14 protein-coding genes and 2 pseudogenes are annotated in these 15,757 nt (G+C 62.4%); 12 read left to right on the top strand and 4 right to left on the bottom strand.

The window, feature by feature from the left end:
* Window positions 1–174: 174 nt before the first annotated feature.
* The gene (locus ACSFBE_RS14310) at window positions 175–1,548 is read right to left on the bottom strand and encodes a tannase/feruloyl esterase family alpha/beta hydrolase (RefSeq protein WP_435491050.1); all 1,374 of its coding nucleotides are present in this window, start codon (window positions 1,546–1,548) and stop codon (window positions 175–177) included.
* A gap of 496 nt (window positions 1,549–2,044) precedes the next feature.
* Between ACSFBE_RS14310 and ACSFBE_RS14315 the strand changes: the two are divergent.
* Window positions 2,045–2,341 (top strand): annotated as a pseudogene (locus tag ACSFBE_RS14315) (transposase); the annotation flags it as partial.
* Here the strand turns inward: ACSFBE_RS14315 and ACSFBE_RS14320 are convergent.
* The 3 genes from ACSFBE_RS14320 to ACSFBE_RS14330 all read right to left on the bottom strand — a co-directional run bounded on the left by ACSFBE_RS14320 (window position 2,325) and on the right by ACSFBE_RS14330 (window position 4,903).
* Window positions 2,325–2,921 (bottom strand): NAD(P)H-dependent oxidoreductase, encoded by a 597-nt coding sequence (locus ACSFBE_RS14320; RefSeq protein ID WP_435491051.1) that lies wholly within the window; start codon window positions 2,919–2,921, stop codon window positions 2,325–2,327. The pseudogene ACSFBE_RS14315 and the gene ACSFBE_RS14320 sit on opposite strands and share 17 nt — an antisense overlap.
* Before the next feature lie 238 nt (window positions 2,922–3,159).
* Window positions 3,160–4,140, bottom strand: a complete 981-nt coding sequence (locus ACSFBE_RS14325) for an NADPH:quinone oxidoreductase family protein (protein WP_435491052.1) — start codon at window positions 4,138–4,140, stop codon at window positions 3,160–3,162.
* 22 nt (window positions 4,141–4,162) lie between these two features.
* The gene (locus tag ACSFBE_RS14330) at window positions 4,163–4,903 is read right to left on the bottom strand and encodes a GntR family transcriptional regulator (protein WP_435491053.1); all 741 of its coding nucleotides are present in this window, start codon (window positions 4,901–4,903) and stop codon (window positions 4,163–4,165) included.
* A 66-nt stretch (window positions 4,904–4,969) separates the two neighbouring features.
* Between ACSFBE_RS14330 and ACSFBE_RS14335 the strand changes: the two genes are divergently transcribed.
* From ACSFBE_RS14335 to ACSFBE_RS14385, 11 genes and pseudogenes are all read left to right on the top strand, one after another.
* Window positions 4,970–5,773 carry an enoyl-CoA hydratase/isomerase family protein gene (locus ACSFBE_RS14335; RefSeq protein ID WP_435491077.1) on the top strand — a complete coding sequence of 268 codons (804 nt, stop codon included), beginning with the start codon at window positions 4,970–4,972 and terminating at the stop codon, window positions 5,771–5,773.
* 13 nt (window positions 5,774–5,786) lie between these two features.
* Complete coding sequence (locus ACSFBE_RS14340; RefSeq protein WP_435491054.1) at window positions 5,787–7,283, top strand: aldehyde dehydrogenase family protein; 1,497 nt, start codon at window positions 5,787–5,789, stop codon at window positions 7,281–7,283.
* Between the two features lie 31 nt (window positions 7,284–7,314).
* A complete protein-coding gene (locus ACSFBE_RS14345) occupies window positions 7,315–8,511 on the top strand; it encodes an ABC transporter substrate-binding protein (RefSeq protein WP_435491055.1) in 1,197 nt (398 codons plus the stop codon).
* Entirely contained in the window at window positions 8,421–9,443 is a 1,023-nt protein-coding gene (gene mmsB, locus ACSFBE_RS14350; protein ID WP_435491056.1) for a 3-hydroxyisobutyrate dehydrogenase, read from the top strand. Before ACSFBE_RS14345 ends, mmsB begins: the two co-directional genes overlap by 91 nt.
* 1 nt (window position 9,444) lies before the next feature.
* On the top strand, window positions 9,445–10,425 hold the full coding sequence (locus tag ACSFBE_RS14355; RefSeq protein ID WP_435491057.1) for a quinone oxidoreductase family protein: 981 nt from the start codon (window positions 9,445–9,447) through the stop codon (window positions 10,423–10,425).
* Between the two features lie 14 nt (window positions 10,426–10,439).
* A complete protein-coding gene (locus ACSFBE_RS14360; RefSeq protein WP_435491058.1) occupies window positions 10,440–11,951 on the top strand; it encodes an AMP-binding protein in 1,512 nt (503 codons plus the stop codon).
* Window positions 11,952–12,044: 93 nt separating this feature from the next.
* Window positions 12,045–12,773 carry an ABC transporter ATP-binding protein gene (locus tag ACSFBE_RS14365; protein ID WP_435491059.1) on the top strand — a complete coding sequence of 243 codons (729 nt, stop codon included), beginning with the start codon at window positions 12,045–12,047 and terminating at the stop codon, window positions 12,771–12,773.
* Window positions 12,770–13,477: an ABC transporter ATP-binding protein gene (locus ACSFBE_RS14370; RefSeq protein ID WP_435491060.1), complete on the top strand. Its 708-nt coding sequence runs from the start codon at window positions 12,770–12,772 to the stop codon at window positions 13,475–13,477. Before ACSFBE_RS14365 ends, ACSFBE_RS14370 begins: the two co-directional genes overlap by 4 nt.
* 33 nt (window positions 13,478–13,510) lie before the next feature.
* Entirely contained in the window at window positions 13,511–14,395 is an 885-nt protein-coding gene (locus ACSFBE_RS14375) for a branched-chain amino acid ABC transporter permease (protein WP_435491061.1), read from the top strand.
* Between the two features lie 82 nt (window positions 14,396–14,477).
* The gene (locus ACSFBE_RS14380) at window positions 14,478–15,395 is read left to right on the top strand and encodes a branched-chain amino acid ABC transporter permease (RefSeq protein ID WP_435491078.1); all 918 of its coding nucleotides are present in this window, start codon (window positions 14,478–14,480) and stop codon (window positions 15,393–15,395) included.
* Window positions 15,392–15,757: pseudogene (locus tag ACSFBE_RS14385) on the top strand (acyl-CoA dehydrogenase N-terminal domain-containing protein); the annotation flags it as partial. The gene ACSFBE_RS14380 and the pseudogene ACSFBE_RS14385, both read left to right, overlap by 4 nt.

The raw sequence follows: 15,757 nt of genomic DNA on the forward strand, positions 1-15,757 counted from the left end.
AGGTCCGAAGGCAACTGGCAGCGGCTTGACCAAACCATGGTGATCACTTGTGTTACCCCGCCGCTTGAAAAAGCAGCAGGGTAGGATGAACACCCGGGTCTAATCTATAGGGACACAACCTTTACAAGTGAGTCCGAATGGATCTGCGCTGACAGGATCGGTTGACTCGCGCATCTAGGGAGATGTACAAGTGAAACTGGAACTCAGATTAGGATTTCCTGCGCCGTTGTACTTGGCAAACTGAGGGTACTTACACAATGGCCGCTGCACTGGAGATTCTCCTGCGAGCGGCGTGGTCTGAGTCGCGACCATCCCGATAGAAGACGGCCGAACTCCTTTTTCAATCCAATCGAAGACTGGGGCAATCAAGTCCACCTGATCTGCGCCTGTTCCGCCGAAGCAATGGTTCACTCCGGGCGCGGTGAAGTACTCCAAGAACTGGTCTGCCGCCGCTTGACCGCCTGCTTGGTTGACCACCTTGTTGTAGTACTCGGTCGTGTTGTTAGCTGTGATCAAGCTATCCGTCAAACCGTGCCAAAGGACCAGCTTCCCGCCACGGGCACGGAATCGAGAGAGGTCAGGATTAGTTGCGTCGATAATCCCTTCAAGCTGGGCAAGGCGAGAGGAGAACTGTGTCGGATCAACGGTGAGCAGATCGACTGTTGGATTCTGGGCAACGAAGTACCTCCAAAAGCCATCTGCCAACGCTTTGTTTACGGGTCCACCGAAAACGTACGAGGGTGTTCCCTGCTGGTCCTCACCACCGAATGGCATCGGTGCCCAGGGATATCGGCCGGTAGTGGGAGCGTAAAAGCTCCGAACCGATTCAATTTGAGGGTCCGTCAAGCACGAGGCGTTTTCGGCTCCGGTGCACTTTAGTTCCGCAGGCTCAAACTTGCAAAGGTCGGGCCGGGAGACGATTCGGTCCTTTACTCCGTCAAGTGCATCGCATCGTTCGTAGACCGCATTGGCAACAGTTGCCAGCTTCTCGGCGCTCACCGCTGCACCCGGTTTGCTAACCTGCTGGGTGGTCTTAAGGTGCCACGTGAACTGGCCTAGGAATGAATTAGCCGGTGCCCGCGAGATGATGCCGTCGAAGAGCTCTGGGTATCTCTGAGCCTCGATCAAAGCTTGGCGGCCGCCCCCTGAGCAGCCCTCGTAGATGATTTTCGTGCCTACAGTCTGTTGCTCGCCGAAGTAGCGCGCCACGATCTTTCTCGCCGCCGGATACACGCGGGGGACCGCAAGGTAGCCGTACTCGTTCAACATCTGCGTGTCGAGTGCGAAAGTTGCGCCGCCTCCCGTATGTCCGTGGTTAGTAGCGATGGTTGCGTATCCACGCTCAATGATCTTGGGGCTATTGGAGCCGTTGGGTCTCGTGGGATCGTAGTAAGAGCCGTCAAAACCGCCGCCTCCCAAGAACACTGTCCGACTGTTCCAGTTTGAAGGTAGGTTAACCTCGAAACGAAGATCCTGAGGCATCTCGCCAAGGACGCTGCAACGCTCTGGCACATCTGCAGTCGCGGGAATCAGTTGGGCACGTGTCACGACGGCCCCTTCGATGGACTGACCCACGAGAGCGGAACAACGATTCTCCGCACTCGCCACAGGCGCTGGAGGGGCGGGATCATCGCCGCCACCGCCACCGCAGCCAGATAAAGCAGCTAAACATATTGTGATCCCAGCACCAACTGCTCTACGATGCAAAGATTCGGAATTTCGTAATTGCATGGTTGTCTCCTTGTAGGGCGCACTGACAGTTAGTGCGCAAGTGCACGTTAGGAAGCCATGGACAACTGATCTGTCCGATGAATGACATTTAAGGGTTTGCCCGACGCAAGCAGAAGGTGTCGGTCCAAACATCCAGAAGTTGGATAGAGATCAGCGGTTTCATGAGGAAGAACAAGACGGAAGTCAAGCTGGAAGTCGTCCAGAGCTAGTTGGCAGGCAAAGGCGGCGCGAAGCTGTTGGCTCGGCGGTGGTTTGTGCCCGAAGAGAAGATCCGTACCCGGGTGCGTCACTACCGCTTGCATGGCATCTACAGGTTGCAGAATTCACACACATCTGGGCGGCTGAAGGTTGGCTGCACGCCGCAGCGGTGAGGGACTTTTATTCGAGGCGCATCGTGGGCTGATCGAAGAGCGACACCATGCGGGCCAGGATGGTGAGCGATGCCCCGCTGATGGCCGTGTGGCGCCGAGGCCAACCCGCTGCGCTGATGCATCCCTCAGATCAGGGCAGCCAATACACCGGCGATGAGTTCGAGCAATGGTTGGACGGCCAGAACATCAGCTGCAGCATGAGCCGACGCGGCGAGTGCTGGTTCACAGCGCTCTTGCAATGGAGCGCGATAGCGCTTCAGCCGTGCTCCTGATCTCCGCGTGGTGTTCTGGAGACTCTGAACCCCCCATGACGTGGAACGATTCCACCGACGCCCCTACATACTCGAATAAGCCCTCCGAGATGTTTTTCTTGATGGAGGCTTCGTAGCCACGCCGCGAGAAGGTCGAAGGTTCAGAACCGCCCATGCAAAGCACATGGACTTTCAATCCCTTGAGCTTTCTGCGCGTCCCTCCCTCCGGCGTCCAATCGAACGCCCAGCCATTGGTGAAGACGCGATCAACCCAGCCCTTGAGCATGGCGGGCATGCCCCACCAATACAGCGGAAATACAAGAACCAGAGTCTCAGCCGCTTCGATACGCTTCTGCTGGGCGACGACGTCAGCGGGTAACTTGGCCTTCTCACGGTAGGAGGCGACATCTTGCTTGGAGAAAACTGGGTTGAATTCTTCCGCGTAGAGATCCAAAAAATCAATTGTGTGATGCGATCCAGAATTGGACAGCGTGCTGCTGATGTAATTCGCTAAGCTATGGGTCAGCGATTCTTTGCTCGGATTCGCTACTACCAGTAAGGTATGCATTGGCTGATCCTTTTGATGATGTGACTGCTCAATCAGAACTTCCAGCGTTGAGGAGTCTGGCTGGTATCTGAATCGACCGAGCCCCTTCGTCGGTCGATATGAGCATCCGACCTTGCCTGTGCGGAGCAACGCAACAGCTGGAAAGTGCTGGCCAGTGTTGCATTGATATTCGGGTGGGTTCGCCGAGCTTCCGAAGGGCGCTCTCATACGCGACGGCGATGGTTAGATGCCTTTTGCTTCAGTTGCTGACTTCCACCACCACCTTTCCTGCTCGTGTGCGGCTTGCCGTGGCCTTCACGGCTGCCGCGGCCTGTTCGAGCGGGAAACGTGTGGTCCTGGGCGGCAGCAGCGCGCCGGTGCGCACCTGGCTGAACAGGGCCGATCGCACGCGCTTGGCGCGCGCGGGCTCGGTGTGGAGGAAGTGACGGATCTCGACTCCCAACAGCGCGGCGCTCTTGAGCAGCGCGAGGTTCACCGGCAGGGAGGGGACGCGTCCCGCCGCAAAGCCGACGACCAAGTACCTGCCGGTTTTGCCCAGCGAGCGGAAGGCTGGTTCCAGCATGTCGCCGCCGACAGTATCGAAGACGACGTCCACAAACTGCTCCGGCGCCTTTGCCCTGAGTTGGGCACGCCAGTCCGCGGCGAGGTAGTCGATCGTGTGCCGTGCGCCAAGCGCTTGGGCGAACTCGCGCTTCTCCGCAGTCGATGCAGCCGCAATCACCGTCGCGCCAGTACGGGCGGCCATTTGAACCGCTGCCGCACCGACGCCTCCAGCGGCGCCGAGGACCAAAACGGCGTCGGTGCTTCCGACGTGGCCGCGGTCGAACAACCCGTGGTGCGCGGTCTGGTAGTCGACCAGCATCGAAGCCGCGGTGACCGCCGAGATGCCTTCGTCGAGCACATCGACGTCGACCGCAGGGACGACAACGTAGTCGGCCAGTCCGCCGCCGAGCTGCCAGGTCACCACGCGCTCGCCGACGCGCACGCATGCGACGCCGTCGCCGACGGCATCGACGATGCCCGCGATCTCTCCGCCGGGCACATAGGGGAGGGGCGGCTTGATCTGGTAGCGGCCCTGGACCATCAGACCATCCACGAAGCCCAGCGCGGTTGCCTCGATGCGGATGCGCACCTCGCCCGGCTTGGGCTGTGGAATGGGCACGTCGAGGCACTCCAGCGGCGCGTCGATGTCATAAGTTCTCACGGCAAAGCTTCGCATGATTTCCTTCGTGCAACAGTGGTCAGGTCTGTGTGGCTTTGCCGGCTCTCTGTGCGGCCTGGTTGCCGCCGTAGGTCGACGTCTCGAAGAACTCCGGGGGCGACGCAGCCAGGAATTCCGCGAAGTCGCGTCCGCCGACTCCGATGTGCTCGAGCATGTGTTTTGCCGCAGCCTCGGCGTCGCCTGCCTCGATGGCATCGACCACTCGGCCATGGTCCTCATGGGAAACCACGATGCGCGCCGTTCGGGCGAAAAGGTTCTGCCTGTAGACCTGCGTTCGCTTCCGGATCAGTTCGATCTGCGCCTTGAGGAAAGGGTTGTGGCAGCCGTCGTAAATGACCTGGTGAAAGCGCGTGTTGGCAAGCGAATACGCCTCCGGATCCTTGTCGTCGCGGCACTTCGCGGCCGCATTGTGTGCTGCGCGAAGGTCGGCCAACTCGACTGCGGTCATCCGTCGCGCCGCGAGCTTCGCACAGGCGCTTTCGAGTTCGGCCAGAAGCTCGTACATCGCGAACAACTCCGGTAGCGAGAGCCGGGCGACGTAGATGCCGGAACGCGGGACGATTTTCACAAGGCCGTGCGCGGACAGCTGTAGGAGCGCCTCGCGGACGGGCGTTCTCGACACCTCGAAGCGTTCCGCAATAGCACCCTCGTCCAGCGCGTCGCCCGGCAAGAGCCGCCCTTCGTGAATGTCCGAAGCAATTGCTTCACGCACGTGCTCGGTCATGTTGGCCGGCCTGGCCGACCGGTTCGTCGATTTCACATCTTCTCCTTCAGCTAGGGATTACCCTCTGAGTTCATATCAATCAGTATGCCTAACATTCAGATCATGTCGGCAGATATATCAGATCCCATTCAAAGCGTTTCAGATCTGGATGGTGGTCCATCGCTTGATCGTAAGGGAGGTGCGGCGTATCTCACGCTTCGGCGCCCCCACCGGCACAACCGCCTTCAGCCATCGGACATGGAAGCGCTTCGCGATTTCTTGAACGCGCTGCGTCGGGATGGCAGCGTCCGCGCGGTGGTCCTCCAGGCAACTGGCCGCAGCTTTTCTTCTGGCTTCGACCTGTCCTCGTCCCTCCGCGAGGCCGGCTCGGACGGCGACAGCCCACGGGCCGAAGTCATCCTCCAGAAACTGTGCGACGAACTGGAGGCGTTCCCGCTACCGACCGTGTGCGCGCTCAACGGCGGCGTCTACGGCGGCGCCACCGACCTCGCGCTGGCCTGCGACTTCCGCATTGGCACCATGGCCTGCAAGCTGCGCATGCCCGCGGCACAGCTCGGCATCTGCTTCTACCCCTCCGGCCTGCGACGGTACGTGACTCGCCTCGGGCTGGGCGTGTCCAAACGGCTCTTCCTCGCCGGTGAGGAGATGGACGCCGGGGAACTCGAAAAGGCTGGGTTCCTCGACCGGCTCGTCTTGGAGCCGGCCGATCTTGTCGCTGAAGTCGAACGTCTGGTTGAGCGGCTCGTCCAGCTGCCGCACATCGCGGGAGAACACACGAAGCGTTCACTCAACCTGGCGGCGCATCAAGCATTGGACGGACCAAGTGGTGACCTCGCCTTCCGCCAGAGCCTGGAATCCGCCGAGTTCGCGGACGCCCTGAAGGCTTGGAGCCAACGCAAATCCTAGGAGCAATCAACGAATGAACACACCGACCATCCCCAACCTCGAGCCTCGCGCGCTCGCCAAAGAACTGAGCGGGGTGCACTTGATCGACGGCGAACTCGTGCGCGCTGCCTCATCCATGACCTTCAGCGTTGTGAATCCCGCGACCGGCGAGGCGTTCGCGGAAGCCGCCGCGGGTGATGCCGCCGACGTGGATCGCGCCGTGCAGGCCGCGGCGACGAGCCAAATCGCGTGGGCGCAGATGGCGCCGCGGAAGCGCGGAGAGCTGCTGATTGCCGGCGCCGCCCTGCTGGACCGACACGCGGAAGAGATTGCGCGTTTGCTCGCCCTCGAGTCCGGCAAGGCTCTAAGGACTGAGTCACGTCTGGAGCCGCCGCTGGTGGCCGACTGCCTGCGCTACTACGGCGGTCTCGCCAGCGAGCTCAAAGGAGAAACCGTGCCCTTCGACCCGACGATGCTGGTCTTCACGCAGCGGGAGCCCATCGGCGTCGTCGGCGCGATCATTCCCTGGAATGTGCCGCTGCTGCTCATGGCGTTCAAGATCGCGCCTGCACTTGCCGCCGGCAACGCCGTGGTCGTCAAGTCGGCGGAAGAAGCGCCATTCGCCTCTTTGCGTGTCGTCCAGTTGCTCAATCAGGTATTGCCGAAGGGTGTGCTCAACATCCTCAGCGGTGACGGCCCGACCTGCGGCGGGCCGCTGTGTGAACACCCGAAGGTCGGAAAGCTCACCTTCACCGGCTCGGTCGACACCGGGCGAATCATCGCGCATGCGGCGGCCGAGAAGCTTATCCCCGTCACGCTCGAGCTCGGCGGCAAGAGCCCGATGATCGTGATGGCCGATGCCGATCTGGAGAAGGCGGTCAACGGCGCGGTCGCCGGGATGCGCTTCACGCGCCAGGGCCAGAGTTGCACGGCCGCTTCGCGCATGCTGGTCCATGCGTCGATCCATGACGAGTTCGTCGAACGCTTGAAGAGCAAGGTCAATCAGCTCGTGATGGGCGATCCGCTGGATGAAGCGACTGACATTGGCACCATCGTTTCGCGGGCCCAGGTCGAACGCGTCACGCGCTATGTGGAGCTGGGCCGTGCAGTGCCCGGTGCAACGGCGCATGTCCTGTGCGCCAAGCCCCCCGATCCGAAGTTTGCGGACGGCTTGTTTCTGCAGCCGGTCGTGTTCACGGGCATTTCCAACGACCACCGCCTCGCGCAGGAGGAGATCTTCGGACCGGTCACCTGCGTGATCCCTTTCGACACCCTGGACGAAGCCATTGCGATGGCCAATGACACCGAGTTCGGCCTCGCCGCGACGATGTGGACGCGGGACCTGAAGGCGGCGATGGATGCAACTCAGCGCCTCAAGGCCGGCTTCGTTCAGGTCAACCAGAACATGGTCGCGCGGGCGGGCGTGTCGTATGGCGGCATCAAGCATTCGGGCCTCGGCAAAGAGGCTTCGATCGAGGCCATGTTGGACCATTTCACCCACAAGAAGACAGTCCTGATCAACCTGAGCTGAGATCCATCAACCACAACGAAGGAGACAAAACGTGAAACTCAAAACTCTCGCGCACCTGGTGTGCCTTGCTACCTCATCCCTGGCATGGGCCGGGCCGGATGCCATCAAGATCGGTGTCCTGAACGACCAGTCCGGCCTGTACTCCGACTTCGGCGGCAAGACCTCGGTGGAAGCCGCGCGTCTGGCTGTCGAGGACGTGGGCGGGACGGTGCTTGGAAAGAAGATCGAGATCATCTCCGCAGACCACCAGAACAAGCCCGACATCGGGATGAGCCTGGCGCGCAAGTGGTTCGACGTCGACAACGTCGATGTCATCGCCGACCTCACGAACTCCGCCATCGCCATCGGGGTGCAGAACATCGCGAAAGACAAGGGGCGCATCACGCTGGCTTCGGGACCGGGGACGGGCCGTCTGAGCAACGAGGACTGCAGCCCGACGGGCTTCCACTGGACCTGGGACACCTATTCCGCTGCGGTTGGAACGGCTCGCGCCGTCCTTCAGGACGGAGGGAAGGACTGGTTCATCCTGGCGGCCGACTACCAATTTGGGCACCAGATGTCCCTGGACCTGACGAAGACCGTGACCGAGAGCGGCGGGCGGATCATGGGCCAGGTGAAACACCCACTCAGCGCGTCCGATTTCTCGTCGTTCCTGCTCCAAGCGCAAGCTTCGAAGGCAAAGATCATCGGTCTGGCCAACGGTGGTGCCGACACGATCAATTCGATCAAGCAGGCCTCTGAGTTCGGGCTGCCGCAGGGCGGTCAGCGCCTGGTGGGGCTGGCGGTCGTCATCAGCGACATCCATGCGCTCGGACTCGCGCGCGCACAGGGTTTGCTGGCGACCACGGCCTTCTATTGGGACCGGGACCCGGCGAGTCGCGCCTTCTCCGAGCGCTTCGAAAAGCGCACGGGCCGCAAGCCCGGAATGATCCAGGCGGGGGTCTATTCCTCCGTCCTGCATTACCTGAAGGCGGTCAAGGCGGCAGGCACCGACGACGGAAAGGCGGTCGCCCAGAAGATGCGGGAGCTTCCGGTCAACGACGCGTTCGCGACGAACGGCAAGGTCCGTGCCGACGGCCGCATGGAACACGACATGTACCTCATCCAGGTGAAGACGCCAGCGGAATCGAAGTACCCGTGGGACTACTACAAGGTGCTTCGCACGATCCCGGGCGAGCAGGCGACCCGGCCGCTCGCGGAAAGCAGCTGCCCCCTTCTGAAGAAGTAACCCGCGTCAACGCTGTTCTGGAGATCGACATGTCGACCATCACTTTCATTGGGCTCGGGAGCATGGGCCGCCCCATGGCCCACGCTCTCGCGCGGGCTGGCCACAACGTGCGAGGCTTCGACGTCGCGCCGTCCAGCAGAGAAGCCGCGGAGAAGCTCGGACTCCACACGTCGGACGCTTTGCCGCATGCCTTGGAGGGCGCCGAGGTCGTGATTTCCATGGTGCCGACCGGCAAGCACGTCCGTTCTCTGTACGTCGAAGCGGGTGGCCTTTTCGATTCGGTTGCGACCGGCACGCTGCTCATCGATTGCTCGACCATCGACGTGGCCACTTCGCGGGCCATCCACGCCGCTGCCACGGCGCGCGGTCATTCCTTCGTCGATGCGCCCGTGACGGGTGCGGTCCCTTTTGCGGAGCGCGCTGCGCTCACTTTCATGGTCGGTGGCGAAAGCCAGGCCTTCGAGCAAGTGCGCCCGACGCTGCTCGGCATGGGAAAAGCCATCTTCCACGTGGGGGGCGGCGGCGCCGGTCACGCCATGAAGATTTGCAACAACATGATGACCGGGATGAGCATGGTCGCCATCAGCGAAGTGTTTGCCCTCGGCGAGAAGTTCGGGCTGAACTACCAGTCGGTCTTCGATGTCGTGTCGCAGGGGTCGGGCAGCTGCTGGGCGCTGGTCAATTACTGCCCCGTGCCCGGGCCCGTGCCGACATCGCCGGCGAACAGCGGCTACGAGTCAAAGTTTTCAATGCCCATGATGCTTAAGGACATGCGTCTCTCGCAGGAGGCGGCGGACGACCTGGGCGCATCGACGCCTCTGGCGGCGTGCTCTGCCGCCCTGTACCAGATGGGCGTAGCAAACGGTTTGGCGAAGAAGGATTTCAGCGCCATCTTCGAATTGGTATCTGGTCGTGTTGGAAAGGAAGCTTGATATGGTCAAAGTCGTTCGTGTGTATGAGCCAGGTGGGCCGGAAGTTCTGAAGTACGAAGACGCCGAAGTGGCGCACCCTAAAGCAGACGAGGTGCGTGTTCGTCACACGGCGATGGGCATCAACCTCATCGACGTGTACCACCGCACGGCGACCTCGGGCCAGTACGCCATTGACCGACCGGCCGTGCTCGGCATCGAGGCGACCGGCGTGGTGGAGGAGGTGGGCGCCGACGTGCAGGGTTTCGCGCCGGGCGATCGCGTCGGCTACCTGATGTCGATTGGCGCCTACTCGGAGGTGCGTGTCATCAAGGCCTCGCAGCTCGTGAAGATGCCGGCGCACGTGCAGGACACGCAGGTCGCGGCAGGGCTGGTGCGCGGCATCACGGCGCAATACCTGCTCACGCGCATCTACCCTGTAGCGCGCGGTTCCACGTTGCTGGTCCATGGCGCATCGGGGGGCGTGGGCCAGTTGATGATCCAGTGGGCCAAGCACCTCGGCGCGACCGTTATTGCGGCGGTTCCTTCGGATGACGACGTCGCGGTCGCCAAGAGCGCCGGGAGCGATCACGTCGTGGTGCTTTCGTCGGAGGGATGGTCCGATCAGGCCCGGCAGTTCACGAGTGGGCGCGGCGTCGACGTGGCCTACGACTCGGTCGGCAAGGACACCTTCTTCCAATCGCTCGATTGCGTCCGGCCGCTGGGGATGATAGTGAACTACGGGCAGGCGAGCGGACCGGTGCCGCCATTTGACATCGGCCTGCTGGCGCAAAAGGGATCGGTCTTCCTGGCCAAGCCCACCCTCGCGACCTTCAACGCGGACCCCAAGACTCGTCAGCAGCTTGCCGACGGGTTCTTCCAGGCGCTGCAGCAGAACATCGTCAAGATCCCGGACCCCAGGCAGATCCGTCTGGCCGACGTCGCCCAGGCGCACCGGGATCTTGAAGCGCGACGCCTGACCGGCCCGACCGTCCTCGTGCCTTGAAGAGGAACCGCACGATGCAACACAACCTGTTCGCGCTTCTCCTTGGCGATCGCACGCCCAAGGCCGACGCATCGGTCGCGATCATGGAGCAAGGGCGCGCCACCTGGACCTACCGCGAACTTGACGATCAGACAGCCAGGATTGCCGGACTTCTGCGGGAAATGGGCATTGCGCGAGGCGACCGTGTGGTCGCGCAGGTCGGCAAGAGCACTCAGGCGCTGGCGCTCTACCTGTCGGTGCTGCGGATTGGCGCGATCTACCTGCCGCTGAACACCGACTACACGCCGGTGGAAGTCGCCCGCTTCATCGAGGACGCCCGTCCCAGCCTTCTGGTGGGCAGTAGCCGCGCACTCGAGGCGATTCTTCCCCTGGCGAACGAACACTGCCGGACGTCGATCACTCTCGAGGCGGACGGGACCGGTGCGCTCACCGATCGCTCTCGGACGGCGACGCCGTTCAACGAGATCGCCTCGGTCGACCCGGAGGACGTGGCTGCAATCCTCTACACCTCCGGCACCACGGGGCGCTCCAAGGGGGCAATGCTCACGCATGCCAACCTGGCCTTCGTCACGCGGTCTTTGTGCGACATCTGGGAAATCACTTCCGCCGACGTCCTGCTTCACGCACTGCCCATGTTCCATGCGCACGGCCTGTTCATCGCGGCGGGCACGGCGCTGCATGCCGGCGCCAGGATCATCCTGCTCCCCAAGTTCACCGCGGACGACGTCGTGAAGGCATTGCCGTCCGCGTCTGTATTTATGGGGGTGCCGACGTTCTACACGCGACTCATGGCCGACCCGCGTTTCGATCGGGCGCTTTGCAGCCACATGCGTCTGTTCACTTCCGGCTCGGCGCCCCTTTCCTCGGAGTTGTTCGGTGCGTTCGAAGAGCGGACTGGACTTGCGATTCTCGAACGCTACGGGCTCACCGAGACCACGATCGTGTCTTCGAATCCACTGCATGGGGCGCGGCTGGCGGGAACCGTCGGGTACCCACTACCGGGTGTAGAGGTGCGCGTTGCGCCCTCTGCCGACAGCACCGACGGGGCGGGCGAACTCGAGATCAGGGGCCCGAACGTCTTCAAGGGTTACTGGCAGATGCCGGAGCAGACCCGCAAGGAGTTTCACCCGGATGGCTACTTCAAAACGGGCGATCTGGCGCGGCTCTCGGAGGACGGTCGCATCACGCTTGTCGGCCGGTCGAAGGACCTGATCATCTCCGGTGGCTACAACGTCTATCCGCGCGAAGTCGAAGAGATCCTGTGCGAATCGCCAAGCGTCCTGGATGCAGCAGTGATCGGCGTGCCGCACCCCGACTTCGGCGAGGGCGTCATCGCCGTCGCCGAACGCACTCCTGGCCAGGCGCAGCCGTCCGAGACCTTGTTGTTGCTGGCCGCCTCGGCGGTCCTCGCGAAATACAAGGTGCCCAAACGCCTGTTCTTCGTCGACGCATTGCCCCGAAATTCGATGGGTAAGGTCTTGAAGGCGGAGCTGCGAAAGACCTACGCGTCGGTCTTCGAAACCTGAGCGTCTTCAAAGTCGAAGCTGCCCTCGGGTAGCGTACCGGAGTCGAACGTGTCCGAAACAATATTAGAGACAAACGCCCTCACGAAGCTCTTCATGGGTTTCGTTGCGGTCAACAAGGTAGATCTGAAGGTTCGCAAAGGCGACATTCATGCCTTGATCGGACCCAACGGCGCGGGGAAGACCACTTTCTTTAATCTGCTGACGAAGTTCATCCAGCCCAGTTCCGGCACCATCACGTTCAATGGCGTCGATATCACCCGGGAGAATCCCGCGGAGACGGCCTGTCGCGGCATGGTGCGGTCGTTCCAGATCTCCGCCGTCTTTCCACATCTGACTGCACTGGAGAACGTGCGTGCTGCGCTTCAGCGGCGTGCTACGCCGTCGTTCCGCTTCTGGAACTCCGGTCGCACGCTCTACCCGCTCCATGCACGGGCGCACGGGCTGCTCGAGGAGGTCGACCTGGCTGGGTGCGCGGATGAACTGGCGGCTAACCTGTCGTACGGGCGGAAGCGTGCATTGGAGCTCGCCACCACCATCGCGCTCGAGCCGCAGCTGATGCTGCTCGACGAGCCGACGCAGGGCATGGGACACGAGGACGTCCATCGCGTCACGCAGTTGATCAAGCGCGTGTCGGTGGGGCGGACGGTGCTGATGGTGGAGCACAACATGAACGTCGTGTCGACCATCGCCGATCGCATCACCGTGCTGCAGCGCGGAGCGCTCATCGCCGATGGCCCCTATGAAACCGTGTCCAGGGAGCCCTGCGTGATCGAGGCGTACATGGGCACGCAAGCGGAAGAGCTCCAGGGAGCGCACGCATGAGCGCCACCACCTTCCTGAGCATCAGCGACCTGCATGCCTGGTACGGCGAGTCGCACGTCCTGCATGGCGTGAACCTGCAGGTCGATGAGGGCGAAGTCGTTTCGCTGCTGGGGCGCAACGGTGCAGGACGGACCTCGACCCTTCGCGCCATCGTCGGGATGACTGGCCGGCGTACCGGCTCGATCCGGATCAAGGGTCGCGAGGTTTCGAAGCTCGCGTCTCATCATGTGGCCCGACTCGGCGTGGGCTACTGCCCCGAGGAGCGAGGCATCTTCGCGAGTCTCAGCGCCGAAGAAAACCTGCTTCTGCCACCGCGCATCGCGCAAGGCGGGATATCGCTATCGGAGATCTATGAAATCTTTCCGAACCTCAAGGAGCGCGCGGGCAGCCCGGGCACGCGATTGTCGGGCGGCGAGCAGCAGATGCTCGCGCTCGCGCGGATCCTGCGCACCGGGGCGCGTTTGCTGCTGCTCGATGAGATATCCGAAGGCCTGGCGCCGGTAATCGTTCAGAAGCTCGCCGAGTGCATCCGGGCGCTCAAGGCGAAGGGCTTCACCATCCTGCTGGTGGAGCAGAACTTCCACTTCGCGGCGCCTCTGGCCGATCGCTTCTACGTGATGGAGCACGGCAAGGTGCTGCACCAGTTTGCCCGCAGCGAGCTCAATGCCAATCGTTCGATGCTCCAGGCCTATCTGGGCGTTTAGCGGCGGCACGCGCTTCACATAAGAAAGAGAGACATGGAAATATTCGGAATTCCACACCAGGCGATCCTTGGGCAGTTGATGCTCGGCCTGGTCAACGGATCGTTCTATGCCATCCTGAGCCTAGGCTTGGCAGTGATCTTCGGCCTGCTCGACGTGGTGAACTTCGCGCACGGTGCGCTCTACATGCTCGGCGCCTTCGTCGCATGGATCATGCTCGACAGCTTCGGCATCGGCTTCTGGTTTGCGCTGTTTCTGTCGCCCCTCGTGGTGGGGCTGCTCGGCATGGCGATTGAGCGCGGGCTGCTCAAGCGCCTGTACGGGCTCGATCCGCTGTACGGGCTTCTGCTGACCTTCGGACTGGCGTTGATCTTCGAAGGGCTTTTCCGCGAGTTCTACGGCGTTTCGGGCCAGTCGTACCCCGTACCTGAACTTCTGGCCGGGGCGACGAACCTGGGCTTCATGGTGCTGCCGAACTACCGGGCGTTCGTCGTCGTCGCCTCGCTGTTCGTCTGTCTGGCGACGTGGCTGCTCATCGAGCGCACACGGCTCGGTTCGTATCTGCGTGCTGCGACGGAGAACCGGAAACTGGTTCAGGCCTTCGGCGTGAACGTCCCTGTGCTGGTGATGCTCAGCTATGGCGCCGGCGCTGCGCTGGCCGCGTTCGCTGGCGTGCTGGCGGCGCCGGTGGTGCAAGTCACGCCCCTGATGGGATCGAATCTGATCATCGTAGTCTTCGCCGTCGTCGTGATTGGGGGCATGGGGTCCATCCTGGGGTCGGTCGCCACTGGCATCGGTCTTGGGCTGATCGAAGGGCTCACTCGGGTGGTGTACCCCGAAGCCTCGAACATCGTCGTGTTCGTCGTGATGGTCCTCGTGCTGCTGGTTCGGCCCGCAGGCCTCTTTGGAAGGAAAGTCTGACATGGCTGCGCAAGATCTCGTTAGTCCGCCACTTGGCCCCGCGCTGAGTGCAATCAGTGACAAGAAGTCAGGGGCTCGCCAGATGGAGCGGGTTGCTTATGGCGCGTTGCTGTTCGCCGCAATCCTCGCGCCCTTCCTGGGCGTGTACCCGGTCTTCCTGATGAAACTGATGTGCTTCGGCCTGTTCGCCTGGGCATTCAATCTGCTGTTGGGCTACACAGGGTTGCTGTCCTTCGGACATGCGGCGTTCTTCGGCTTCTCAGCCTATGCCGCTGGATGGCTGGTGAAGGCATTGGGTGCGACGCCGGAGCTCGCGCTGCTCGGCGGTGCCGCTTCCGGTGCCGCCCTCGGTGCGTTGATCGGCATCGTTGCGATACGCCGGCAAGGGATCTACTTCGCGATGATCACCCTGGGCCTGGCGCAGATGGTGTTCTTCGTCTGCCTGCAGGCCCCCTTCACCGGTGGAGAGGACGGCCTGCAGAACGTTCCGCGTGGCAATCTGCTGGGCGTGCTGTCCCTCGAGTCCGACACCACGATGTACTACTGCGTGCTCGCGATCTTCGTTGCGGCCTTGGCCGGTGTGCGCCGCATCGTTACGTCACCGTTCGGCGAAGTGCTGAAAATGATACGGGAGAACGAGCCACGAGCAGTGTCCCTCGGATACCGGGTCGACCGCTTCAAGCTCCTGGCCTTCGTGCTCTCGGCCGCGCTCGCGGGTCTCGCCGGTGCGATGAAGACGCTGGTCATGGGGTTCGCCACGCTGGCCGATGTTCACTGGTCGATGTCCGGCGAGGTCATCCTGATGAACCTCGTTGGCGGTGTCGGCACGTTCCTCGGCCCATTGTTGGGGTCTGCGATCGTCGTGTCGATGCAGACACTGCTGGCGGACAAGGTCGGTGCCTGGGTGACCGTGATCATCGGCTGTGTCTTCGTGTTCTGCGTGCTCTCGTTTCGCAAGGGCATCGTCGGCGCGGTCATGCAGAGAGTAGGGCGGAAATGAGCTACGTCGCGCCCATCAAGGACATGCTGTTCGACATCGAACACCTGGCCCGCATCGAAGAGATCGCCAAGTTGCCCGGCTTCGAGGACGCGGGCCTCGACACCGCGCAGGCGGTGCTGGAGGAGTGCGGGCGCTTCAACCAGGAGGTGGTGGCACCGCTCAACGTGGCGGGCGACTGCAACCCGTCGACCTTCAAGGACGGCGCGGTGACGACCACCCCCGGCTTCAAGGAAGCCTTCGCGCAGTACGCCTCGGGTGGCTGGCAGGGCCTGCAGCACCCGATCGATTTCGGCGGCCAGGGCCTGCCCAAGACCATCGGCGCGTCCTGCGGCGAAATGCTGAACTCGGCCAACATGAGCTTC

The sequence above is a fragment of the Variovorax sucrosi genome (assembly GCF_051216635.1).
GTDB lineage: Bacteria > Pseudomonadota > Gammaproteobacteria > Burkholderiales > Burkholderiaceae_C > Variovorax.